The sequence below is a fragment of the Citrobacter sp. wls619 genome (genome assembly GCF_005281345.1).
Classification (GTDB): domain Bacteria; phylum Pseudomonadota; class Gammaproteobacteria; order Enterobacterales; family Enterobacteriaceae; genus Citrobacter.
Map to the genome: position 1 here is coordinate 1 of NZ_SZXJ01000010.1, position 23350 is coordinate 23350.

The following is a 23350-nucleotide window of genomic DNA, read 5'->3' on the forward strand; positions in this document are numbered from 1 at the left end:
TTATAAATCGCAGATAGCAAAAAGGCGCCGCCAGCGCCCTTTTTACACTGGTGGGGCGTGCAGGATGACTCGCTTCGCTCGCCCTTCGGGCCGTCGCCGTAAACGGCTCCGTTGTCTCACTACGTGAGACCCGAACCTGCTGCAGGTTCGAATCTTATAAATCGCAGATAGCAAAAAGGCGCCTTTAGGGCGCCTTTTTACACTGGTGGGGCGTGCAGGATTCGAACCTGCGACCAATTGATTAAAAGTCAACTGCTCTACCAACTGAGCTAACGACCCGCTCGGATGTCACCTGAAAAATTTTTTACTCGACACCAATATAAGAATTGGTGGGGCGTGCAGGATGACTCGACTTCGTCTCGCCCTAGCGGGCCGTTGCTAAAGCAACGTTATCCTTCACGTTTAACATCTGAGTACGATGTTAAAGTTGGTGGGGCGTGCAGGATTCGAACCTGCGACCAATTGATTAAAAGTCAACTGCTCTACCAACTGAGCTAACGACCCAACTTTTGCGCTGCTTTTGGTTTGTTTGATATCCCTTGGCAACGGCGGCATATATTACTGATTTCAGATTTTAGCGCAACAAAAATTTCGATGTAAATGACTCAACTGCTTAGGAATCACACGACGCGACCAGAAATAACACGATTTCTGGTCGCATGGTGTGCATTACATCGCGCCAAGACGTTTTTGCGCTTGTTTCGCGCCATCAGTACCAGGGTATTTAGTGATAACCTGCTGATAAACGGCTTTCGCTTTTGCTGTGTCACCTTTGTCCTGCATGATGACGCCGACTTTATACATCGCGTCTGCAGCCTTCGGTGATTTTGGGAAGTTTTTAACTACGGATGCAAAATAGAACGCTGCATCATCTTTTTTACCCTTGTTGTAATTCAACTGACCGAGCCAGTAATTCGCATTTGGCAGGTAAGTAGAATCCGGGTACTTTTTGATGAAGTTCTGAAATGCAACGATCGCATCATCCTGGCGGGATTTATCCTGCACCAGAGCGATTGCCGCATTGTAATCAGTATTCGCATCGCCAGTTTGCGCCGGAGCGCCTGACGAAGCGGCAGCACCCGCATCGGGTGCCGGGGTTGCCGCCCCACTCTGATCGCCAGCCGTAGATTGCGCCGCAGGCGCGCTACCGCTGCCAAGATTATTCATCTGCAGCAATATCTGTTTTTGGCGTTCAACAACCTGATTCAGCTGATACTGACTTTCCTGAATTTGACCGCGCAGGGCATCGATATCGGACTGATTATCGGAGAGTTGTTGCTGGAGTTGGGTTAAAAGCTGACTGTGAGCGTTAGAAATACGCTCGAGTTGAGTGACGCGGTCTTCGACCGAGCCAGAGCCGACACTACTGATTGGCGCCTGAGCAAAAGCGGCCCAGGGGGCCGCTATGCCAACCAGTAACGACAGACTCAACAGGTGATGTCTGAAGTTACTGCTCATGCAATTCTCTTAGTAAACCAGTACGGCGCGACGGTTTTTGGCGTAAGCCGCTTCGTCATGACCCAGTACTGCAGGTTTTTCTTTACCGTAAGAAACGATGGAGATCTGGTCCGCAGAAACGCCTTTACCCTGCAGGTACATCTTAACGGCGTTAGCACGACGTTCACCCAGGGAGATGTTGTACTCAGGAGTACCACGTTCGTCCGCATGACCTTCTACGGTGACTTTGTAAGACGGGTTGCTACGCAGGAAGTTAGCGTGCGCATCCAGCATTGCAGCGAAGTCAGAACGGATATCGTACTTATCCAGATCGAAGTAAACGATATTGTTCTGCTGCAGCTGTTGCATCTGCAGGCGCGCTTGCTCTTCGGAGGACATGTTGCCGCTACCGTTTGCATCCATACCAGTGCCGGCACCCAGCATGCCTTCGCTGCCGTCATTGCTGGCGTTCTTGTTAGAAGAACATGCCGCAATAGCCATAACAGGCAGAGCAATCATCAGCCCTTTCAGCACTTTGTTCAGTTGCATTTCAATGATTCCTTTATTAATCAATTATTTATTATCACAGATACGGCGACCAGGCAGGGAATTTAACCTGTCCATCAGTTGCCGGAAGACGCGCTTTGAAACGCCCATCTGTAGAAACCAAATTCAGCACGGATCCCATCCCCTGAGAAGAGCTGTAGATTACCATAGTGCCGTTAGGTGCCAGACTTGGCGTTTCGTCCAGGAACGTTGACGACAGAACTTGTACGCCACCCGCTACCAGATCTTGTTTGGCAATGTGCTGCTGACCATTGGCCGAGCTTACCATTACCATAAACTTACCGTCGCTGCTGACATCAGCATCCTGGTTTTGCGAACCTTCCCAGGTAATGCGCTGCGGAGCACCGCCGTTGACGTTAACTTTATATACCTGCGGACGACCGGCCTGGTCAGACGTAAAGGCCAGGTTTTGGCTGTCCGGGAACCAGGTCGGTTCCGTGTTGTTGCTACGACCATCCGTCACCTGACGGATTTGACCGGAACCAATGTCCATAACATACAGGTTCAGGCTACCGGTTTTAGACAGGGCAAACGCCAGTTTGCTGCCATCCGGTGAAAAAGCAGGTGCACCGTTGTGACGCGGGAACGAAGCAACCTGACGAACCGCGCCGTTAGACAGTGTCTGAATAACCAGTGCAGAACGACCGCTTTCGAAGGTAACGTACGCCAGTTTTGAACCGTCCGGAGACCACGCCGGAGACATCAGCGGCTGCGGAGAACGGTGTACCACGAACTGGTTGTAACCATCGTAGTCGGACACACGTAATTCGTACGGGAACTGACCACCGTTGGTCTGAACAACATACGCGATACGGGTACGGAATGCGCCCTTAATACCGGTCAGTTTTTCAAACACTTCGTCACTTGCAGTATGGCCCGCGTAACGCAGCCACTGCTTGTTCACTTTATAAGTGTTCTGTGCCAGTACGGTACCCGGTGCGCCACCGGTGTCAACCAGCTGATAAGCAACGCTGTAAGAACCATCCGGGTTCGGCGTAACCTGGCCGACGACTACGGCATCAATGCCCAGCGCAGACCAAGCGGCAGGTTGAACTTCCTGCGCGGTACCGGGCTGCTGAGGCAGACGAGAACGGTCTAACGGGTTAAATTTACCGCTGTTACGCAGGTCAGCACCTACGATACCACCGATATCTTCAGGTGCAGCGCCCGGCCCTGCCCACTGGAACGGGACAACACCAATCGGGCGTGCCGAGTCTACCCCTTGGGTGATCTCGATACGTACTTCTGCATGCAGCACCGCTGCCCACAGCATCAGAAAACCAAATGCTACTCGTAATGCCTGCTTCATCATATCTCCCTTATCTGGACGGAACGCCCACGATAATTTAGCAGAATGTTAACAAACTCAAATACACAAAACTACCAGAACTCTGTCTCAACCTTAGACCGTTTCCCCTGATTTCTCAGGGGCCGTTATTACAGTTTGAAGTCCAGTTTGGCATCTTTTACTTTTTCATAAACTGCCTGGCTAGGCGGTTTAGGAATTCTGGCGGTTTTCGCAGCCGTCAGCGCAGCCTGACACAGTGCCGGATCCCCGCCCTCTTCGGTCACATCCAGTAACAGACCATCGGGTGCTAACTTGATATGTAATACGCAAGATTTACCTGCATACAAATCTGCACCATACAGACGGCTCTGGATCGCATTACGAATTTGAGATGCGTAAGCACTGATATCCGCGCCAGAAGCACCACCATTGGCACCACTTGTACCACTATCTTTCGCCGGTTGGCCGTTTCCTTTCGCTCCACCGCCCGATTTCGGTGCATTCTTACCGGAGCTCAGGTCACCCAACAAGTCGTCAACGCCAGAGGCTGCAGCGGCTTTTTCGGCCGCAGCCTTTTTAGCTGCTGCTGCTTTATCTGCCGCAGCTTTCTTATCGGCAGCGGCTTTCTCGGCTGCAGCTTTTTTGTCTGCTGCTGCTTTTTCTGCAGCGGCTTTCTTATCAGCCGCCGCTTTTTCAGCAGCGGCAGCTTTCGCGGCAGCGGCTTTTTCTGCTTTCTCAGCAGCAGCTTTCTCGGCTGCAGCTTGCTTAGCGGCCTCAGCCTGTGCTTTCTTCGCGGCGTCTGCGGCGGCCTTGGCAGCCTGTGCCTCAGCAACCTTCTTAGCATCGGCAGCCGCTTTTGCAGCTTCAGCTTCAGCTTTTTTCTGGGCATCAGCAGCGGCTTTCTTCGCGGCATCTGCCGCTTGTTTCGCCTGAGCATCTGCTTTGGCTTTCGCGTCTGCAGCAGCCTTCGCCGCCGCTTCTTCAGCCTGCTTTTGTTGCTCCTGTGCTTTCGCCGCAGCGGCTTCAGCCTGTTTCTGCTGTTCCGCCTGCTCGCGCACTTTTTCCTGCGCTGCTAAACGTTCTTTCTCCAGCTGTTTCAGACGCTCTTGCTCTGCCGCCTGCTTCTCACGAAGCTCCTCGGCCTGCTGCTGCGCCTGTTTCTCACGCTGTTCTTCTGCACGTTTCGCACTTGCCTGCTGTTGCTGCTGCCTGTCGTACTGTTGAACAACAGCACCAGGATCGACCATAACGGCGTCGATGGACGAGCCACCACCACCGCCGGCTGAAGCATCAATGTGCTCATCGAACGAACTCCAGATCAGTGCCGCAAATAAAATGACATGCAGCACCGCTGAAATAATTATCGCCCTTTTGAGCTTGTCGTTTTGTTCGGTTGCCTTTGACACTCTCGGTTCCCAAAAAACTGTTCGCCTGTTACGTGCTATCTTTCAAGCCAGCAAAACGCAGTCATCAGATTGGCTGCGTCATCAAGCCAACCGATTTCACGCCTGCACTGTGTAACAAGTTCAGCGCTTTAATTATTTCATCATAAGGCACGTCTTTCGCACCACCGATTAAAAAGACCGTTTTCGGGTTGGCCTGCAGGCGACTCTTCGCTTCCGCGATAACCTGCTCTGGCGGTAGCTGATCCATCCTGTCTTTTTCAACCACCACGCTGTATTGCCCAACACCGGAAACTTCAATAATGACCGGTGGTTCGTCGTTGCTACTGACGGCTTGCGACTCAGTCGCATCCGGCAAGTCGACTTCCACACTCTGTGTAATGATTGGCGCGGTTGCCATAAAGATCAGCAGCAGCACCAGCAATACGTCGAGCAACGGTACAATATTGATTTCGGACTTAAGTTCGCGACGACCTCGTCCACGCGTTCTGGCCATGGTTTACCCCTTGTTGCTCTCGCTAACGGTAAACGCCTGGCGGTGCAGAATCGCGGTGAACTCTTCCATAAAGTTGTCGTAATTCAGTTCCAGCTTGTTCACGCGCTGATTCAGTCGGTTATAAGCCATAACCGCCGGGATTGCCGCAAACAGGCCGATGGCCGTTGCAATCAACGCTTCCGCGATACCCGGTGCAACCATTTGCAGGGTTGCCTGTTTTACCGCACCCAGCGCGATGAATGCGTGCATGATCCCCCAAACGGTACCGAACAGGCCGATATACGGGCTGATGGAACCGACGGTGCCGAGGAACGGAATATGTGTTTCCAGCGTTTCCAGTTCGCGGTTCATAGAGATACGCATCGCACGGGATGCCCCCTCAACCACCGCTTCCGGCGCATGGCTATTTGCCCGATGCAGGCGCGCAAATTCTTTGAATCCGCTGTAGAAAATTTGTTCAGAACCCGCCAGATTATCACGACGCCCCTGACTTTCCTGATACAGGCGCGATAATTCGATGCCGGACCAAAACTTGTCTTCAAACGCTTCTGCTTCACGTGAGGCGGCATTCAAAATACGGGTCCGCTGGATAATAATGGCCCAGGATGCGATTGAGAAACCAATCAAAATCAACATGATAAGTTTAACCAGAAGGCTTGCCTTCAGGAACAAATCAAGGATATTCATGTCAGTCACTGCTTAAACTCCGCGACAATAGACTTGGGAAGCGCACGAGGCTTCATTTTGAGTGGATCAACGCAAACAATCAGAACTTCGGCTTCATTCAGCACGACGTTCTCTGCGTTGACAATGCGTTGCGTGAAAACCAATGAGGTGCCACGCATTGACGTAATTTCGGTTTGGACTTCGAGCATATCGTCGAGCCGGGCTGGCGCAAAATATTCCAGGGTCATCTTGCGCACCACAAAGGCTACACGTTCTGCCAACAGCACCTGCTGGCTGAAGTGATGATGACGCAGCATCTCTGTGCGTGCTCGCTCATAAAAAGCGACATAGCTGGCGTGGTAAACCACCCCACCGGCATCGGTGTCTTCATAATAGACACGAACCGGCCATCGAAATATATACTTATTCATTCTTACTGCCTCTTTGTTGGCTTCGTCCACTCACACCGGTCGCTTACGCTTATCTTTGTAAACGCCTGGTGACTCGCGTTCTTGCCGCCGCGATGCATCAAGAATGTCGTTGTATATCGCGCTGTCTTCACTGTACATCCCGGTAGTGCTTTCAAACTTCGCTACTATACTCGCGGGAATGGTGCTTTGGAATGGGGGAAAGTAAACGGAGAGTAAAAAATTATGGGCTTATGCAAGCCCATAAATATTTAAGGATGTTTCTTATTCAAAAGAAGAAGAAAAACAGTCCAACAACGAGGACGATATCTGCGATCAGCGGGCAGAAGATGCCCTGCCAGTGCACCGCGCGAGGACGGAATCCAACGCCATGAATGACGCCAGTGCAGACCGCCCACATCAGCAGGAAGCCATGCCAGATCTCAAGCTCGCTGGTTTTGGCCGCGAAACGTGATGGATCCCAGAATATGCAGCCAGCCAACACGATTGCCAGCACAAAGGAAAGCGCCCGCAAGGGGCGCTTATCCATCGCGTTGTATACCATCGCGATAATGTTGGTCATCAGCTATCTTCTTGTCCGGCTTTGCCTGATTCAACGTGCTCAAGCGCCAGCGCTGTGATTATCCCAAATGCACAGGCAAGAAGCGTTCCCAAAATCCATGCGAAATACCACATTCTTAGCTCCTTACTTAGTACAGAGAGTGGGTGTTGCTTTCAATATCTTCTTTAGTGATGCGACCGAACATTTTCCAGTAACACCAGCTGGTGTACAGCAGAATGATCGGTACAAACACCGCCGCAACCCAGGTCATCAGGTTCAATGTACGCTGGCTGGAGGTGGCATCCCACATGGTCAGGCTTGCGTTCATCATCGTGCTGGATGGCATCACAAACGGGAACATTGCGATACCGGCAGTCAGGATGATGCAGGCTAACGTCAGTGAGGAGAAGATGAACGCCCAGGCCCCTTTCTCCATACGAGAAGTCAGAATGGTCAGCAGCGGCAGAACCACGCCCAACGCCGGAACCAGCCACAGGATAGGTGCATTGTTAAAGTTCACCATCCATGCGCCCGCTTCACGTGCCACTTCTTTGGTCATCGGGTTAGAGGCCGCGTGGTGATCCAGTGCGGAAGTCACCACATAACCATCAATACCGTAAATAACCCAAACACCGGCCAGTGCGAAGCAAACCAGAGTCACCAGCGCCGCAACCTGTGAGGTGGTACGTGCACGCAGGTGTAGTTCGCCTACGGTACGCATCTGCAGATAGGTTGCGCCCTGAGTGATGATCATCCCTACGCTCACAATCCCTGCCAGCAGACCAAACGGATTCAGCAACTGGAAGAAGTTACCGGTGTAGTACAGGCGCATGTACTCATCCATATGGAACGGAACACCTTGCAGCAGGTTGCCAAACGCAACGCCGATAACCAGCGGCGGAACGAAGCTACCAATGAAGATGCCCCAGTCCCACATGTTGCGCCAGCGCATGTCTTCAATCTTGGAGCGGTAATCGAAACCGACCGGACGGAAGAACAATGACGCCAGTACCAGGATCATCGCCACGTAGAAACCGGAGAACGCAGCAGCGTACACCATCGGCCATGCAGCGAACAGTGCGCCACCCGCGGTGATAAGCCATACCTGGTTACCGTCCCAGTGCGGGGCGATGGAGTTAATCATAATTCGACGCTCGGTGTCATTACGACCGAGGAAACGGGTGAGCATGCCCACCCCCATGTCGAAGCCATCAGTGACCGCAAAACCAATCAGCAGAATGCCAACCAGCAGCCACCAGATAAAACGCAATACTTCATAATCGATCATTTGACGACTCCTGTCTTAGCGTGCCGGCTGAGTAGTCACAGTAGACTGCTCGTAGTGATAACGACCGGTTTTCAGGCTACTCGGCCCAAGGCGTGCGAACTTGAACATCAGGTACAGTTCAGCCACCAGGAACAGGGTATACAGGCCGCAAATCAACAGCATCGAGAAGATGAGATCACCCGCAGTCAGCGAAGAGTTCGCCACGGCTGTCGGTAACACTTCACCTATCGCCCACGGTTGACGGCCATATTCTGCGACAAACCAGCCAGATTCAATGGCAATCCACGGCAGCGGAATCGCATACAGCGCAGTGCGCAGCAGCCATTTTTTCTCGCCGATACGATTACGAATCACGGTCCAGAAGGACACAGCAATGATAGCCAGCATCAGGATGCCGCACGCCACCATAATACGGAATGCGAAGTACAGCGGTGCAACACGAGGGATAGAGTCTTTCGTGGCTTGCTGGATTTGCGCTTCAGTCGCATCGGTCACTTTATCTGTATAACGTTTCAGCAGCAGACCATATCCCAGATCTTTCTTCATGCTGTTGAACTGGTCGCGAACAGCCTGATCGGTAGAGCCTGCACGCAGTTCTTCCAGCAGCTGATACGCTTTCATCCCGTTACGGATACGCTCTTCGTGCTGCACCATCAGATCTTTCAGACCAATGACCGGTGTATCAACGGAGCGGGTAGCAATGATGCCCAGGGCATAAGGAATTTGAATCGCAAAATGGTTTTCCTGCGCATCCTGGTCCGGAATACCGAACAGCGTAAAGGATGCCGGTGCAGGTTGAGTTTCCCACTCGGCTTCAATAGCAGCAAGTTTGGTTTTCTGCACGTCGCCCATTTCGTAACCAGATTCATCACCCAGAACAATAACAGACAGAATGGCAGCCATACCAAAGCTGGCAGCGATAGCAAAAGAACGTTTAGCAAACGCGAAGTCACGGCCGCGCAGCATATAGTAGGAGCTGATACCCAGAACGAACATCGCGCCACAAACATAACCAGAAGCCACAGTGTGAACAAATTTCACCTGAGCAACCGGGTTGAGCACCAGTTCAGAGAAGCTCAGCATCTCCATACGCATGGTTTCAAAGTTGAAATCCGCAGCGATTGGGTTTTGCATCCAGCCGTTCGCAACCAGAATCCACAGTGCGGACAGGTTAGAACCCAGCGCCACCAGCCAGGTGACACACATATGCTGGACTTTACCCAAACGGTCCCAGCCGAAGAAGAACAGACCTACAAAGGTGGATTCGAGGAAGAAGGCCATCAAACCTTCAATCGCCAGCGGCGCACCGAAAATATCCCCGACATAGTGGGAATAGTAAGACCAGTTAGTCCCGAACTGGAACTCCATGGTCAGGCCGGTTGCCACACCCAGAGCGAAGTTGATACCAAACAACTTGCCCCAGAATTTGGTCATATCTTTATAAATCTGTTTGCCGGAAAGGACGTAGACCGTTTCCATGATGGCCAACAAGAACGCCATACCGAGCGTCAGTGGCACAAACAGGAAGTGGTACATCGCGGTCAAGGCAAACTGTAAGCGCGACAGTTCGACTATATCTAACATCATGACTCCTTGCTCATCGCATGAAGACTCCGAGAGTGAACCCCGTTAGAAAGGGTCACACGCATGCCCCAATACAAATTTATTTGCTTCCTTCCCCCACTGCTCTTTCTTCTCATTTGAAGAAAGGACAAGGATGAAAAGTTACAAACATGTTAATAAAACACTCAAATTGATCCCGCAATTATATTACGCCGTAAAATCCTTACAATAAACAGGTTTTTATCGAGGTAAATTTGCATTTTTCGATAGTGATCAATTTATAGCTAATTTATCACTTTCAGACCAATTTGATCTGCAGCAATTTAACCTCATTTGATGATGTTTACCAAGTTTTAAACATTGATTTAAATCAATTTTCAATTTTAATGTTAATAGTGTTTATCGCTAGTGCGACTAGTGAACACCATGTTAACGATATGTTTTTCAATGAGTAATTGCCGTTACTACAAATGATAGGATATTTATTTAAATCTACACGATCTTTTAACCAGTCGGCGGGACAAAATTATGGACAGATAAAGAGTCACTATTGCTGGGTAGCTCACAGTTTTTTGTTTAGCAAGTCCTGTAATCATTATTTAATACAAATTATTCATTTTAATTTTACTTATAATTAACACCGCGATGTAACTATCTCAACTGAAAGCGAAGCGGCAAACATTGACCGGTGCCCTGAGGCTTGGCGATCGCCCCGCAGAGACCCACCGTTTCGCTTAAAACATCACTATAAGTTATCACTCCCGCCACAACATCACCTCTACGCCAAAGAATAAATATATTCCGAACAATTCATTATCATTTTTATCTTAAATTTAACAAAAAATATTTACGACATATAAGATTAATAAATAAAAAACCGTTATGTCGTTCACAAGTTATTTAGCGAATGCCATTTTCTAAATTATTAAAAACGCCCCTGATAACGCCTGCAGCACAAAATAAGATTTCGATCACAAACATGGCAAGTGGTTTATTACTCAATTCGCTAATAAATAAAATAACCAATAGAAACTAATTTATAAGATATTGATTTAAATGCATTTTTATAAAAAGACAATATAACAATCGTTTTATGCAGGATATTTTGAAAATAGATCAATTGCTTCCTTTTTCGCTTCCACAGAAACTCCAACCCTATTAAGAGGTTGTCACAATCCATGTTCTAAATATTAGAAATATTTTTTACTTATTGACCATCAGCCCTACAGAGGATTACCCATGAAGAAATCTACACTTGTTATTGGCGTCATCGGTGCTGACTGCCATGCAGTAGGCAATAAAGTTCTGGATCGCGTTTTTACTGCTCATGATTTTCACGTAATCAACCTCGGGGTGATGGTGAGCCAGGATGAATATATTGATGCCGCAATTGAAACAGGCGCCGATGCCATCGTGGTGTCCTCCATCTACGGCCACGGCGACATTGACTGCCTCGGCTTGCGTGAGCGCTGCATTGAACGCGGCCTCGGCGACATTCTGCTGTATGTCGGCGGTAACCTTGTTGTGGGCAAACACGATTTTGCCGATGTCGAAGTGAAGTTTAAAGAAATGGGCTTCAACCGCGTTTTCGCCCCCAGCCACGACCTGGAAGATGTCTGCTCGCTTATCACTAACGATATTCACCAACACAATGGCCTCGAACAGCGTTGCCTGGAAGAGGCCATCTGATGCAAACAGTTTCTGTCGATATCGGCTCGACATGGACCAAGGCAGCCCTCTTCGCACAGGAAGGAGAGGAGTTAACGCTGGTCAATCATGTCCTGACCCCAACCACCACACATCATCTGGCAGACGGTTTTTTTGCCAGCCTGAATCAGGTGCTGAATGTTGCCGATGCTCGCCCGTTACTGAAAAGTGGTGAAGTGCAGTTGAAGTACTCCTCCTCAGCCAAAGGTGGACTCGCCGTTGCAGCAATGGGGCTGGTGCCTTCCATTACGCTGGAATCGGCGAAAGTTACCGCTCACTCGGCAGGAGCGAAAATCGCGCAATATTATTCGTACAAGCTCAACCGTCATGACATCCAGGAGCTGGAATCCGTCCCGCCAGATATCCTGCTGTTTACGGGCGGTACAGATGGCGGTGAAGAAAGCTATGGCCTGGCCAATGCGCGTGCACTGGCGGATTCGAAGCTTGATTGCGCCATCATCTATGCCGGAAACCGTGATATTCAGGACGAAATACAAACGATTCTGGGTCACAAAGATCTGACCACGGTAGACAACATCCTGCCGGATCTCGATCACCCGAATCCGTTTGCCGCTCGCCAGGCCATTTGCGATGTGTTCTTGTCACGCATCGTAAAAGGTAAAGGTCTTGACGTCATCGTGGGGGAAACTGGCGAAGACCCCATGCCGACGCCGTGGACGGTGTATGAACTGGTAAAAGCGATTAGCGATTACGACAGCGCATGGAAGGAATTCATGCTGATCGATATGGGTGGCGCCACCACGGATGTCTATTCAGCCAGCGCGAATACCCTCTCCCCCGATACTGTCCTGCATGGTGTCCCTGAACCTTTCGTCAAACGTACCGTTGAAGGTGATTTGGGCATGCGCGTTTCCGCCGTCGTGGTGGGAGAAAGCACGCAGGATATGGTGAAAGTTGTTTTTGCCCAACAGCCACAACGTGAGGAGGCGTTTTATCGCTACCTGCGACATCTGGTTGGGCAGCCGGACTACCTGCCGGTCAACGAGGAAGAGAAATATTTCGACACTCTGTTAGCCGGTTTGTGCGTGGGCTATGCCACTGAGCGCCACGCGGGCACTAAGAAGCAGGTTTGCACCTGCGTCGGTAACGTGGATTTACAGATGGGTCGCGATCTCACCACCGTACGAAAAGTTGTCGGTTCAGGTGGGTGGCTCTCTCGCGCCAGCCAGTTCGATATCCATAACTGGCTCAAATACCGGGAGCTGGACGACCAGGGTAAAAGAATTCTGTTACCGAATCAGTTTGAGTATTACCGCGATTCATATGGCCTGCTCCCGCTACTGGCAAACGTCGCCAGGCTGTACCCGCAAGCCGCTGCTCGCACCAGCATTCAGTGTTTAACCCTACAAAACTAAAGGCAGCTACGAATGGAACTTCGAAATAAAAAATTGACCCACGACGAATTCATGACCGAAAGGCATCAGGTATTGCAAACCTGGGAAACCGGCAAAGACGTTGAGAACTTCGAAGATGGCGTGAAGTACCAGCAATCAATTCCAGATTCAAAACGCTTCTCCCTCGCGCTGTTGAAGGCCGATCAAGAAGGTAAAACGCTGAGCCAACCGCGTGCGGGCGTCGCACTCATGGATGAACACATTGAGCTGCTTAAAACATTGCAGGAAGAATGTGACCTCCTGCCAAGTACAATCGATGCCTATACCCGTCTGAACCGCTATGAAGAAGCGGCTGTCGGGATCCAAAAATCTATCGAGGCGGGCACCTCTAAACTGAATGGTTTACCCGTCGTCAATCATGGGGTTGCTGCCTGCCGCCGTATGACTGAGTCGCTGGAAAAACCAATCCAGGTCCGCCACGGTACGCCAGATGCACGTCTGCTGGCAGAAATCGCCATGGCCAGTGGCTTTACCAGCTACGAAGGGGGCGGTATCTCCTACAACATCCCTTACGCCAAACGCGTCACGCTGGAAAAATCCATTCGTGACTGGCAGTACTGCGATCGCCTGATGGGACTGTACGAAGAAAATGGTATTCGCATCAACCGTGAACCCTTTGGTCCGTTGACTGGCACCCTGATCCCGCCGTTTATGTCCCACTCGGTGGCGATTATCGAAGGTCTGCTGGCACTGGAACAAGGCGTGAAGTCCATTACCGTCGGTTACGGTCAGGTCGGTAGTTTGACGCAGGATATCGCCGCCATTCAGGCGCTGCGTGAACTGTCCCACGAATACTTCCATAACCACGGCTTCGATGATTATGAGCTGAGTACCGTATTCCACCAGTGGATGGGCGGATTCCCGGAAGATGAAGCAAAAGCCTTCTCCGTTATCGCCTGGGGTGCTGCGGTTGCTGGCATGTCCGGTGCCACAAAAGTCATAACCAAGAGCCCGCATGAAGCCTTCGGCATCCCAACTGCCGCGGCGAACGCTCAGGGCCTTAAAGCGTCACGCCAAATGCTTAACATGGTTAGCGACCAGAAATTCCCGCAGTGCGCTGCCGTGGAACAGGAAGTCGAACTGATTAAGAGTGAAGTCCGCGCAGTACTGAAAAAAGTCTTCGAGATGGGTAATGGCGACATTGCACGCGGTACGGTACTGGCTTTTGAAGCCGGTGTTCTGGATGTCCCCTTCGCCCCAGCCGCCTGCAACGCAGGCAAAATTCTGCCGGTGCGCGATAACACAGGCGCTATCCGTATTCTCGAAGCCGGTGCGGTTCCACTGCCAAAAGACATTCTCGCGCTGCACCACGACTACGTTGCAGAGCGCGCACATTTTGAAGGTCGCAAACCTTCTTTCCAGATGGTCATTGATGACATCAACGCCGTATCCCACAGTAAATTAATAGGAAGACCATAATGAAAATCAAACAGGCCCTTTTCACCGCTGGCTACTCCTCATTTTATTTTGACGATCAGCAGGCCATCAAAAACGGCGCAGGTCATGACGGCTTTATCTATACCGGCGATCCGGTAACGCCTGGCTTTACCTCCGTGCGCCAGGCAGGTGAATGCGTATCGGTCCAGCTGGTTCTGGAAAACGGCGCGGTCGCAGTGGGTGATTGCGCTGCAGTGCAATATTCAGGTGCCGGCGGCCGTGATCCGCTGTTCCTGGCTGAGAACTTCATTCCGTTCCTCAACGATCACATCAAACCGCTGCTGGAAGGCCGTGACGTTGATGCATTCCTGCCAAATGCCCGTTTCTTTGACCAACTGCGTATTGACGGCCATCTACTGCATACCGCCGTTCGTTACGGTCTGTCTCAGGCACTGCTTGACGCGGCGGCGCTGGCTACCGGTCGTCTGAAAACTGAAGTGGTATGCGACGAGTGGCAGCTGCCGTGCGTACCGGAAGCCATTCCGTTATTTGGTCAGAGTGGTGACGACCGCTATATCGCCGTCGACAAAATGATCCTCAAAGGTGTGGATGTCCTGCCGCATGCGCTGATCAACAACGTGGAAGAGAAGCTGGGCTTTAAAGGCGAAAAACTGCGTGAGTATGTGCGTTGGTTGTCCGACCGTATCTTAAGCCTGCGCACCAGCGAGCGTTATCACCCGACGTTGCATATCGATGTGTACGGCACGATCGGCCTGATTTTTGATATGGACCCGGTGCGCTGCGCCGAATACATCGCCAGCCTGGAAGCCGAAGCGCAAGGTCTGCCGCTGTATATCGAAGGTCCGGTTGATGCCGGTAACAAGCCGGATCAGATCCGCATGTTAACCGCCATCACCAAAGAGCTGACCCGTCTGGGCTCCGGCGTGAAAATTGTCGCCGACGAATGGTGTAACACCTATCAGGACATCGTGGACTTTACCGATGCGGGCAGCTGCCACATGGTGCAGATCAAGACTCCGGATCTGGGCGGTATTCACAACATCGTTGATGCGGTGCTGTATTGCAACAAACACGCTATGGAAGCCTATCAGGGCGGTACCTGTAACGAAACCGAGATCAGTGCCCGCACCTGCGTACACGTGGCACTGGCCGCACGTCCAATGCGCATGCTGGTAAAACCGGGTATGGGATTCGATGAAGGTCTCAACATCGTGTTTAACGAAATGAACCGCACCATCGCGCTGTTGCAAACTAAGGATTAAGAGATGGCACGCACATTTAAGATCTTATCGCCTACGGCTATCCTGGGTTATGGCTTCCCGGAAGAGAGTTTTCGTAAAGCCATGGAAGAGTCACCGGATCTTATTGCTGTTGACGCAGGTTCCTCCGATCCGGGCCCCCACTACCTGGGGGCAGGTAAACCCTTCACTGACCGGGCCGGGGTAAAACGCGATCTGCGCTATATGATCGTGGCGGGCGTTAAGAACAACATCCCAGTGGTCATCGGCACCGCTGGTGGTTCCGGTGCTGCTCCGCATCTGGAGTGGTGCCGCCAGATAATCCATGAGATTGCCCAGGAAGAAAAACTGTCTTTCTCCATGGCGCTGATCCCGTCTGATGTTGATAAAGACGTGGTTCACCAGGCGCTGGATAACGGCAAAATCACCGCGCTGGATTTCGTGCCTGAGTTAACGCACGAAGCCATTGAAGACAGTACCTACATCGTCGCGCAGATGGGTGTCGAACCTTTCCAGCGCGCGCTGAAAGCGGGTGCACAGGTTGTTCTCGGCGGACGCGCTTACGATCCAGCCTGCTTCGCGGCGCTGCCGATTATGCAAGGCTTTGATGAAGGTCTGGCGCTGCACTGCGGTAAGATCCTTGAGTGTGCTGCCATTGCAGCAACCCCTGGCTCCGGCTCGGATTGCGCAATGGGGATCATCGACGACAACGGCTTTACGCTGAAAGCGTTCAATCCAAAGCGTAAGTTCACTGAAACCTCCGCTGCGGCGCATACCTTGTACGAGAAGTCCGACCCGTACTTCCTGCCGGGACCGGGCGGCGTACTGAACCTGAAGGCCTGTACTTTCACCGCGGTTAACGAAGGTGAAGTGTATGTCAGCGGTTCGCGTCATGAAGAAACGCCGTATGCACTGAAACTGGAAGGCGCGCGTCAGGTTGGCTTCCGCTGTCTGACTATCGCCGGGACGCGCGACCCGATAATGATTGCCGGTATCGACACCATTCTCGAAGAAGTACAAGCCAGCGTGGCACGTAACCTCTCACTGAATGATGACAGTATCCGCATGACGTTCCACCTTTACGGTAAGAATGGCGTGATGGGCAATCATGAACCGATGAAAACCGCCGGTCATGAACTGGGCATTCTACTGGACGTCGTCGCGCCAACGCAGGATATCGCCAACAGCGTTTGCTCGCTGGTGCGCTCTACCCTACTGCACTACGGCTATGAAAATCGTATTGCGACCGCGGGCAACCTCGCTTTCCCATTCTCGCCATCTGATATTCAGAGTGGGCCGGTGTATGAGTTCTCGATCTATCACCTGATTGAAGCCAGCGATGCACTGCGGTTTGATTTCCACATTGAGCAGGTGACGCCAGAAGGAGTTCAGGCATGAAACAATCAATTTGTTCACTGGCGCAGGTCATTCGCTCCAAAAATGCCGGACCGTACGAACTGGTTTTAGATATTTTGTTTAAAACCCGGGAAGACTATCAGCGAGTAAAACGTTCGGAGCAATTAACTCCGCAACTTATTGCTGGGTTATATAATGTCGAACCTGACTTTATTCACAATATTGTCTGGTTTGATCCCGCTAACGCAGTAAAAATTGTCATGCCGCGCGATATTATTTCCGGCAATGTCGGTGACAATGATGTTTATGGTGCGCAGCAACACGCACCATTATTAAGTATTGAATTCGATCTGTAACAAAAAAACACAATAACAGCCATTGGAGCACAGAGTTCAGCTGTATCACAGTGCTTCGAATATTCATGCGGTTGGTCACAACAGGCGTGCGTCTGAGCTGCTGTCCGGGTTCAGGCACACGCCACCCTACATTATTCCAATTACCAGCCTTTATCCGATGGAGTACACATGAAGAAAATTAGTTTAACGAAGATGATCATATTAGGCCTGATACTCGGCATGATTGCCGGGGTGGCCATTAATAATATGGCCGCGGCTGAAACAGCAAAATCATATGCACAGGATATTTCCATTTTCACCACTATATTCTTACGTATGGTGAAGATGATTATTGCGCCATTGGTTATTTCAACTCTGGTTGTCGGTATTGCCAAGATGGGCGATGCCAAAACGCTGGGTCGTATATTTTCTAAAACCTTTTTCCTGTTTATTTGTGCCTCACTGCTGTCGATCGCATTGGGTCTGGTTATCGTTAATATCTTCCAGCCGGGCGCGGGCATCAACTTTGTTGCGCATGACGCAGGCGCTGTTGCCGCTGTTAAGTCAGAGCCGTTCACGCTGAAAGTCTTTATCTCACATGCCGTACCAACCAGTATCGTTGACGCGATGGCGCGTAACGAAATCCTGCAGATCGTGGTGTTCTCCATTTTCCTCGGCTGCAGCCTGGCCGCCATCGGTGAAAAAGCCGAGCCTATCGTTAAGGTTCTGGATTCGCTGGTACACGTCATGCTGAAGCTGACAGGCTACGTCATGCTGTTTGCCCCGCTGACCGTTTTCGCGGCTATTTCCGGCCTGATTGCCGAGCGTGGCCTGGGTGTAATGGTCAGCGCCGGTATCTTTATGGGCGAGTTCTACCTGACACTGGGCATGCTGTGGGCAATTCTAATTGGCCTGTCGACACTCATTGTTGGTCCTTGCATCAGCCGCCTCACCAAATCAATCTTCGAACCGGCGCTGCTGGCCTTTACCACGTCCAGTTCTGAAGCGGCCTTCCCTGGCACGCTGGATAAGCTGGAAAAATTCGGCGTCTCGTCAAAAATTGCCAGCTTCGTTCTGCCGATCGGTTACTCCTTTAACCTCGTCGGTTCCATGGCCTATTGCTCCTTTGCCACCGTCTTTATTGCCCAGGCGTGCAACATTGAGCTGAGCATGGGCGAGCAAATCACCATGCTGCTAATCCTGATGCTGACCTCAAAAGGGATGGCAGGTGTGCCGCGTGCATCCATGGTGGTTATTGCCGCTACGCTGAACCAGTTCAACATTCCGGAAGCCGGTCTGATCCTGCTGATGGGCGTCGATCCGTTCCTCGATATGGGTCGTTCCGCCACTAACGTCATGAGTAATGCCATGGGTGCTGCCATTGTAGGTCGCTGGGAAGGTGAACACTTTGGTTCAGGCTGCCGCGGAACCGCGCCAGTCAAAACACCGGAGCAAGACCGCCCGGTTACCGAAACAGAGGTTGCGTTGTCCTGATACCTCGTTATTGCCGGATGGCGCTTGCGCTTATCCGGCCTACATAACGTTTAACTATCCGTAGGCCGGATAAGGCGGTACGCCGCCATCCGGCACCATGATGAGTACCCCAACAGGAAAGCACCATGACTAAAACTCTTCTCGGCGTGAGTCTCTTTGCTTTCAGCGTCTTGTTTAGCTCTGCCTCATTCGCGCAAACCACGCCGGACTACGCAAAGTTAATAGAGCAGGCACATCAGAAATACAAAAGTAACCATGATGGCAAAGTCGCCGACTATATCCCTGCCCTGGCGAGCTACAGTCCCAATAATTTTGCCATCACCGTTGCCACTGTAGACGGAAAAATCTACCAGGTAGGTGATGTTAACAAGCCCTTCCCGATGGAATCCCTGAGTAAAGTCTTCACCATGGCGCTCGCCATGGAACAGCATGGCCCTCAGGTGGTTCTGGATAAACTCGGGGCCAATGCCACCGGCATGCCATTCAATTCAGGTTTAGCCGTTGAACTCACGAAAGGCGCGCCGGAAAACCCACTGGTGAATGCAGGTGCAATGAGCACCGTCAGCCTGATTGAGGCCAAAGACAAAACCGATCGCTGGAACAAAATCCTCGACAACCTGAATGTCTGGGCGGATGCCAAACTCACGGTCAACGAACCGGTATTCAAATCCGAGATGGAAACCAATCAGCACAACCAGGCACTGGCGAAGCTGATGGAGTCCTATAACAGTTTCTACGGCAACACAGAGGAAGCGGTCGAAATATATACCCGCCAGTGCTCAGTGGATATCACCGTTGAGCAACTGGCCAAAATGGGTGCCGTACTCGCGAACAAAGGCAAATCGCCCTTCAACGGTAAGCAGTTGCTGAATGAACGCTATGTGCCGCAGGTGCTGGCTGAAATGGCAATTGCCGGACTGTACGACGGCAGCGGCAAATGGCTGTACAGCGTCGGTATTCCGGCGAAAAGCGGCGTTGGCGGCGGAATGGTTGCGGTAGTGCCCGGTAAATATGCGATTGCCGTCTATTCTCCGCCGTTGGACGAAGCCGGTAACAGCGTTCGTGCTCAGAGAACTATCGAATATGTCGCTGACGCGACGCAGGCCAATGTCTTTTTAGCAAAATAACTTGATGCCGGATGGCGCTTCGCTCATCCGGCAAAAATGAAGAGGTGAGAAGTAAACATGTCTAAACCATTTGTCTGGCAGGAACTCTTTGTTCAGAGTAAAGATAATACCGAATATGAATTGCTCAGTAATCAACACATTACGGTGACAGAGTTAGACGGAGAGGAAGTTATTAAGGTTGCGCCGGAAGCGTTAACCTTGTTAGCACAGCAGGCATTTTATGAGGCTTCATTTTTCCTGCGCGCCGGACATTTGAAACAGATTGCCAGCATTTTGCACGATCCACAGGCCAGCAGTAATGACAAGTACGTTGCGTTACAGCTGCTGCGCAATGCCGAAGTCTCAGCAAAAGGCGTACTCCCCAACTGCCAGGACACCGGTACCGCCACCATTGTCGCCAGCAAAGGCCAGCAGGTCTGGACCGGTGGCGATGATGCCGAAGCATTAAGCAAGGGTGTATATACCACCTTTACGGAAAGTAACCTGCGTTATTCACAAAATGCCCCGCTGGACATGTATAACGAGGTCAATACCCAGACCAACCTGCCTGCACAAATCGACATCAGCGCGACGCCGGGTAGCGAATACCGTTTCCTGTTCGTCAACAAAGGCGGTGGCTCAGCGAACAAAGCCGCGCTGTTCCAGGAAACCAAATCTATTCTGCAGCCGGAGAAATTGACGGCTTTCCTGATCGAAAAAATGAAATCGCTGGGCACTGCCGCTTGTCCGCCGTACCACATCGCCTTTGTGGTTGGTGGATTATCTGCCGACCAGGCGCTGAAAGTTGCGAAGCTGGCATCGACCAAATATTACGATAACCTGCCCACCAGCGGGAATGAACTGGGCCAGGCGTTCCGCGATACAGCACTGGAAGCCGAACTGCTCAATGCCAGCCGCGAATTTGGCATCGGCGCGCAGTTTGGTGGCAAATACTTTGCCCACGACATTCGCGTTATTCGTTTGCCGCGCCACGGTGGCTCCTGCCCGATCGCCATGGCCCTCTCCTGCTCTGCCGACCGCAACATTAAGGCCAAAATTAATAAACACGGGATCTGGCTGGAGAAACTCGAACATAACCCAGGTAAGTTTATTCCCGACTCTCACCGCGTTGAAAACACCGCCCAGACGGTACAGCTCAACCTCGATCGCCCGTTGCGTGAGATTCTTAATGATTTGTCGGCTCTGCCTATTGGTACCCGCCTGTCGCTCAGCGGCCCGATTGTTGTCGCTCGCGATATAGCCCACGCAAATATCAAAGCGCGTCTGGATAACGGCGAACCGATGCCGGAATACATGAAAAAGCATATCGTTTATTACGCAGGTCCCGCCAAAACCCCGGAAAATCAGGCCTGTGGCTCAATGGGTCCGACCACCGGCGGGCGTATGGATGGGTATGTCGATGCCTTCCAGGCACAAGGCGGTAGCCTCATTATGCTCACCAAGGGTAACCGCAGCCAGCAGGTCACTGATGCCTGCCACAAACACGGTGGATTTAGCCTCGGCAGCATCGGCGGCGCAGCGGCCCTGCTGGCACAGCAATATGTGAAGAGCCTGCACTGCCTTGAGTATCCCGAATTGGGCATGGAAGCGGTCTGGATGATGGAAGTTAAAAATATGCCAGCCTTCGTCTTAGTGGATGACAAAGGCAATAACTTCTTCAGTCAGTTTGAACAGCAGCATCGCTGCGCAACCTGCCCGGCAGGACATTAAGGAGCGACCATGGAAGCGCGAGCCAACAATGACCGACATCGCCAGCGTCAGCAAAAGCTGAAAGCGCAGGTCGATACCCGCGTGGCGGCAGCAACGGAGAAAAAAGGGATTCTGATTGTCTTCACCGGCAATGGCAAAGGGAAATCCACCGCAGCCTTCGGCACGGCGACGCGCGCGGTTGGTCACGGAAAAACCGTTGGCGTCGCGCAGTTTATCAAAGGCCAGTGGGATAATGGCGAGTACAACACACTGCACCCTCTCGGCGTGGAGTTTCATATTATGGGTACCGGTTTTACCTGGGAAACCCAGAGCCGGGAAGCCGATATCGAGGCGGCCACGGCAGTGTGGCAGGAAAGTAAGCGCATGCTAGCCGATGCGCATTACGATCTGGTCGTACTGGACGAACTCACCTATATGTTGGCATATCACTATCTGGATACGCAGGAGGTTATCAACGCCATCGAAAATCGCCCTGCCGACCAGAGCGTCATTGTCACCGGGCGCGGTTGCCATGCGCTGTTACTTGAACTTGCCGATACGGTCAGCGAGCTTCGCCCGGTTAAACACGCTTTTGATAACGGCATTCAGGCACAGCCAGGGATCGACTGGTAATCGCTCTTTTGCCGGATAAGGCGTTTACGCCACATCCGGCGATTTACCCGATACCGATACGCTTATCGGGCCTACACCAGTAGGCCTGATAAAGCGCAGCCGCCATCAGGCAGCTGACACCACGGACTTATTTAGCAACCAGTTGCGGAAGATTTCCAAATGCAGGGACTCTGATTTCTCCTCCCGCCACGTCATGATAAATCGATTCCCGGTACGCATTGGAACATCGCAAGGAATCACCATATCCCCGCTATCCAGATCGTGCTGAATGGCAAAACGGGGTAGCAATGCGACGCCAAGGTTGGAACGTACCGCCGCAATCAGCATCGACAAGAGATCAAATCGCGGACCTTTATTCACCAGCGGGCTGCTGACATCGGACAGCGCAAACCATTCCTGCCAGCCTTTGATGCGGGTGCTTTGATGCAAAAGCGGGTATTCGTTCAGCAGTTCATCGACAGACAGCTTCCGGTCCGGTTCGGCAAGCAGGCAACGGCTGCACACGGGCAGAATTTCCTCTTCGAACAGGTACTCGACCCCCGACCACGGAGAGTAAAAATCTTCCCGCATGATCGCTGCGTCATATTCCCGGTTAAGAAAATCACCAATATTCGCCAGAGAATGAATGTTAACGATAATATCCGGATTGAGTTTATTGAACTCACGCAGGTTTGGGATCAGCCAGTGCGTACTGAACGTCGGGTTAACCGCCAGTTCGATCACTTGTACGGTCGGCTGCCATGTCATGATCGTCGTCGTATCTCGTTCAAGCTTGTTCAGCGTTTCTTTAACGATAGTTAAATAGTGTTTGCCTGCCGCATTTAAAAAAATGCGCTTTTTGGCATGATTAAATAGCGCTGTATTAAGAAAATCCTCTAGCGCATTCACCTGGCGGAAAACGGCACTTTGTGTTAAAGCCAGCTCTTCAGCTGCCCGGGTATAACTTTCGTGACGCGCAACCACTTCAAAAGTTACCAGCAACTCCGTTTTGGGTATTTTTCCTCTCATAACCTCTTCCATATGCAGCGTACAAAAATAGTTTAATTTATAAAAAATAATTCATGCCACCCGAGTAAACATCGAGTGTTATATTTTATTTCAGGCATTGATGTCATTGATCCAATCCATGATTTGTTCATACTGATGGCGGATAAATATTAACCAATAATACGCAAGCACAACAATAAACACAATTTAATTAAGGTTAAATTCAGACACATAGCGCCAATAAGTTCTTAATAATTTTTCAAGTCATCTTGTTTATTGTGGAAAAAACTTTGC

At 51.3% G+C, this 23350-nt stretch carries 22 protein-coding genes, 2 tRNA genes and 1 other RNA gene; 10 read left to right on the forward strand and 15 right to left on the reverse strand.

Features of this window, described 5'->3' with window-relative positions; genetic code table 11:
- Nucleotides 1-48: 48 nt before the first annotated feature.
- From FDX19_RS01470 to cydA, 14 genes are all read right to left on the reverse strand, one after another.
- A non-coding RNA gene (locus FDX19_RS01470) (RtT sRNA) lies at nucleotides 49-174 on the reverse strand.
- Between the two features lie 29 nt (nucleotides 175-203).
- A tRNA-Lys gene (locus FDX19_RS01475) sits at nucleotides 204-279 on the reverse strand.
- 149 nt (nucleotides 280-428) lie between these two features.
- Nucleotides 429-504: transfer RNA gene (locus FDX19_RS01480), tRNA-Lys, on the reverse strand.
- Between the two features lie 165 nt (nucleotides 505-669).
- The gene (gene cpoB, locus FDX19_RS01485) at nucleotides 670-1458 is read right to left on the reverse strand and encodes a cell division protein CpoB (RefSeq protein WP_137381326.1); all 789 of its coding nucleotides are present in this window, start codon (nucleotides 1456-1458) and stop codon (nucleotides 670-672) included.
- Between the two features lie 9 nt (nucleotides 1459-1467).
- Nucleotides 1468-1986: a peptidoglycan-associated lipoprotein Pal gene (pal, locus tag FDX19_RS01490; RefSeq protein ID WP_003022983.1), complete on the reverse strand. Its 519-nt coding sequence runs from the start codon at nucleotides 1984-1986 to the stop codon at nucleotides 1468-1470.
- Between the two features lie 34 nt (nucleotides 1987-2020).
- Nucleotides 2021-3313, reverse strand: a complete 1293-nt coding sequence (tolB, locus tag FDX19_RS01495; protein ID WP_003022981.1) for a Tol-Pal system beta propeller repeat protein TolB — start codon at nucleotides 3311-3313, stop codon at nucleotides 2021-2023.
- Nucleotides 3314-3441: 128 nt separating this feature from the next.
- Nucleotides 3442-4698, reverse strand: coding sequence for a cell envelope integrity protein TolA (gene tolA, locus FDX19_RS01500; protein WP_003022980.1), 1257 nt, complete (start codon nucleotides 4696-4698; stop codon nucleotides 3442-3444).
- 64 nt (nucleotides 4699-4762) lie between these two features.
- On the reverse strand, nucleotides 4763-5191 hold the full coding sequence (gene tolR, locus FDX19_RS01505) for a colicin uptake protein TolR (RefSeq protein ID WP_137381327.1): 429 nt from the start codon (nucleotides 5189-5191) through the stop codon (nucleotides 4763-4765).
- A gap of 3 nt (nucleotides 5192-5194) precedes the next feature.
- Complete coding sequence (tolQ, locus tag FDX19_RS01510; protein WP_003022976.1) at nucleotides 5195-5887, reverse strand: Tol-Pal system protein TolQ; 693 nt, start codon at nucleotides 5885-5887, stop codon at nucleotides 5195-5197.
- Nucleotides 5884-6288, reverse strand: coding sequence for a tol-pal system-associated acyl-CoA thioesterase (ybgC, locus tag FDX19_RS01515; protein ID WP_005125439.1), 405 nt, complete (start codon nucleotides 6286-6288; stop codon nucleotides 5884-5886). The genes tolQ and ybgC overlap by 4 nt, the downstream gene beginning before the upstream one ends.
- A 265-nt stretch (nucleotides 6289-6553) precedes the next feature.
- Nucleotides 6554-6847: a cyd operon protein YbgE gene (ybgE, locus tag FDX19_RS01520; RefSeq protein ID WP_137381328.1), complete on the reverse strand. Its 294-nt coding sequence runs from the start codon at nucleotides 6845-6847 to the stop codon at nucleotides 6554-6556.
- A complete protein-coding gene (gene cydX / locus FDX19_RS01525) occupies nucleotides 6847-6960 on the reverse strand; it encodes a cytochrome bd-I oxidase subunit CydX (RefSeq protein ID WP_003022970.1) in 114 nt (37 codons plus the stop codon). The genes ybgE and cydX overlap by 1 nt, the downstream gene beginning before the upstream one ends.
- 14 nt (nucleotides 6961-6974) lie before the next feature.
- Entirely contained in the window at nucleotides 6975-8114 is a 1140-nt protein-coding gene (gene cydB / locus FDX19_RS01530) for a cytochrome d ubiquinol oxidase subunit II (RefSeq protein ID WP_137381329.1), read from the reverse strand.
- 15 nt (nucleotides 8115-8129) lie between these two features.
- Complete coding sequence (gene cydA, locus FDX19_RS01535) at nucleotides 8130-9698, reverse strand: cytochrome ubiquinol oxidase subunit I (protein ID WP_137381347.1); 1569 nt, start codon at nucleotides 9696-9698, stop codon at nucleotides 8130-8132.
- 1218 nt (nucleotides 9699-10916) lie between these two features.
- Here cydA and glmS point away from each other — a divergent pair.
- From glmS to cobO, 10 genes are all read left to right on the forward strand, one after another.
- Nucleotides 10917-11366, forward strand: a complete 450-nt coding sequence (gene glmS, locus FDX19_RS01540) for a methylaspartate mutase subunit S (RefSeq protein ID WP_137381330.1) — start codon at nucleotides 10917-10919, stop codon at nucleotides 11364-11366.
- A complete protein-coding gene (glmL, locus tag FDX19_RS01545; protein ID WP_137381331.1) occupies nucleotides 11366-12760 on the forward strand; it encodes a methylaspartate mutase accessory protein GlmL in 1395 nt (464 codons plus the stop codon). The genes glmS and glmL overlap by 1 nt, the downstream gene beginning before the upstream one ends.
- 12 nt (nucleotides 12761-12772) lie before the next feature.
- Entirely contained in the window at nucleotides 12773-14218 is a 1446-nt protein-coding gene (locus tag FDX19_RS01550) for a methylaspartate mutase subunit E (protein ID WP_137381332.1), read from the forward strand.
- Nucleotides 14218-15459, forward strand: coding sequence for a methylaspartate ammonia-lyase (locus tag FDX19_RS01555; protein ID WP_137381333.1), 1242 nt, complete (start codon nucleotides 14218-14220; stop codon nucleotides 15457-15459). Before FDX19_RS01550 ends, FDX19_RS01555 begins: the two co-directional genes overlap by 1 nt.
- Nucleotides 15460-15462: 3 nt before the next feature.
- Complete coding sequence (locus FDX19_RS01560) at nucleotides 15463-16833, forward strand: acyclic terpene utilization AtuA family protein (RefSeq protein ID WP_137381334.1); 1371 nt, start codon at nucleotides 15463-15465, stop codon at nucleotides 16831-16833.
- Nucleotides 16830-17147 (forward strand): DUF4387 domain-containing protein, encoded by a 318-nt coding sequence (locus tag FDX19_RS01565; protein ID WP_005122536.1) that lies wholly within the window; start codon nucleotides 16830-16832, stop codon nucleotides 17145-17147. The genes FDX19_RS01560 and FDX19_RS01565 overlap by 4 nt, the downstream gene beginning before the upstream one ends.
- Nucleotides 17148-17315: 168 nt before the next feature.
- Complete coding sequence (locus tag FDX19_RS01570) at nucleotides 17316-18620, forward strand: dicarboxylate/amino acid:cation symporter (RefSeq protein WP_137381335.1); 1305 nt, start codon at nucleotides 17316-17318, stop codon at nucleotides 18618-18620.
- Between the two features lie 125 nt (nucleotides 18621-18745).
- Nucleotides 18746-19747, forward strand: coding sequence for a glutaminase A (gene glsA, locus FDX19_RS01575; RefSeq protein ID WP_137381336.1), 1002 nt, complete (start codon nucleotides 18746-18748; stop codon nucleotides 19745-19747).
- A 57-nt stretch (nucleotides 19748-19804) separates the two neighbouring features.
- Nucleotides 19805-21457: a class I fumarate hydratase gene (locus tag FDX19_RS01580; protein WP_137381337.1), complete on the forward strand. Its 1653-nt coding sequence runs from the start codon at nucleotides 19805-19807 to the stop codon at nucleotides 21455-21457.
- A 9-nt stretch (nucleotides 21458-21466) separates the two neighbouring features.
- Complete coding sequence (cobO, locus tag FDX19_RS01585; protein WP_137381338.1) at nucleotides 21467-22069, forward strand: cob(I)yrinic acid a,c-diamide adenosyltransferase; 603 nt, start codon at nucleotides 21467-21469, stop codon at nucleotides 22067-22069.
- Between the two features lie 105 nt (nucleotides 22070-22174).
- Here cobO and FDX19_RS01590 read toward each other — a convergent pair whose 3' ends face one another.
- Nucleotides 22175-23077 (reverse strand): LysR family transcriptional regulator, encoded by a 903-nt coding sequence (locus tag FDX19_RS01590; protein ID WP_137381339.1) that lies wholly within the window; start codon nucleotides 23075-23077, stop codon nucleotides 22175-22177.
- Nucleotides 23078-23350 lie beyond the last annotated feature (273 nt).

Bases quoted from the DNA above. Each gene is read 5' to 3' on its own strand.
- cpoB (WP_137381326.1), bottom strand. From the start codon at position 1,458: ATGAGCAGTAACTTCAGACATCACCTGTTGAGTCTGTCGTTACTGGTT.
- pal (WP_003022983.1), bottom strand. From the start codon at position 1,986: ATGCAACTGAACAAAGTGCTGAAAGGGCTGATGATTGCTCTGCCTGTT.
- tolB (WP_003022981.1), bottom strand. From the start codon at position 3,313: ATGAAGCAGGCATTACGAGTAGCATTTGGTTTTCTGATGCTGTGGGCA.
- tolR (WP_137381327.1), bottom strand. From the start codon at position 5,191: ATGGCCAGAACGCGTGGACGAGGTCGTCGCGAACTTAAGTCCGAAATC.
- ybgC (WP_005125439.1), bottom strand. From the start codon at position 6,288: ATGAATAAGTATATATTTCGATGGCCGGTTCGTGTCTATTATGAAGAC.
- ybgE (WP_137381328.1), bottom strand. From the start codon at position 6,847: ATGACCAACATTATCGCGATGGTATACAACGCGATGGATAAGCGCCCC.
- cydX (WP_003022970.1), bottom strand. From the start codon at position 6,960: ATGTGGTATTTCGCATGGATTTTGGGAACGCTTCTTGCCTGTGCATTT.
- cydB (WP_137381329.1), bottom strand. From the start codon at position 8,114: ATGATCGATTATGAAGTATTGCGTTTTATCTGGTGGCTGCTGGTTGGC.
- cydA (WP_137381347.1), bottom strand. From the start codon at position 9,698: ATGTTAGATATAGTCGAACTGTCGCGCTTACAGTTTGCCTTGACCGCG.
- glmS (WP_137381330.1), top strand. From the start codon at position 10,917: ATGAAGAAATCTACACTTGTTATTGGCGTCATCGGTGCTGACTGCCAT.
- glmL (WP_137381331.1), top strand. From the start codon at position 11,366: ATGCAAACAGTTTCTGTCGATATCGGCTCGACATGGACCAAGGCAGCC.
- FDX19_RS01550 (WP_137381332.1), top strand. From the start codon at position 12,773: ATGGAACTTCGAAATAAAAAATTGACCCACGACGAATTCATGACCGAA.
- FDX19_RS01555 (WP_137381333.1), top strand. From the start codon at position 14,218: ATGAAAATCAAACAGGCCCTTTTCACCGCTGGCTACTCCTCATTTTAT.
- FDX19_RS01560 (WP_137381334.1), top strand. From the start codon at position 15,463: ATGGCACGCACATTTAAGATCTTATCGCCTACGGCTATCCTGGGTTAT.
- FDX19_RS01565 (WP_005122536.1), top strand. From the start codon at position 16,830: ATGAAACAATCAATTTGTTCACTGGCGCAGGTCATTCGCTCCAAAAAT.
- FDX19_RS01570 (WP_137381335.1), top strand. From the start codon at position 17,316: ATGAAGAAAATTAGTTTAACGAAGATGATCATATTAGGCCTGATACTC.
- glsA (WP_137381336.1), top strand. From the start codon at position 18,746: ATGACTAAAACTCTTCTCGGCGTGAGTCTCTTTGCTTTCAGCGTCTTG.
- FDX19_RS01580 (WP_137381337.1), top strand. From the start codon at position 19,805: ATGTCTAAACCATTTGTCTGGCAGGAACTCTTTGTTCAGAGTAAAGAT.
- cobO (WP_137381338.1), top strand. From the start codon at position 21,467: ATGGAAGCGCGAGCCAACAATGACCGACATCGCCAGCGTCAGCAAAAG.
- FDX19_RS01590 (WP_137381339.1), bottom strand. From the start codon at position 23,077: ATGAGAGGAAAAATACCCAAAACGGAGTTGCTGGTAACTTTTGAAGTG.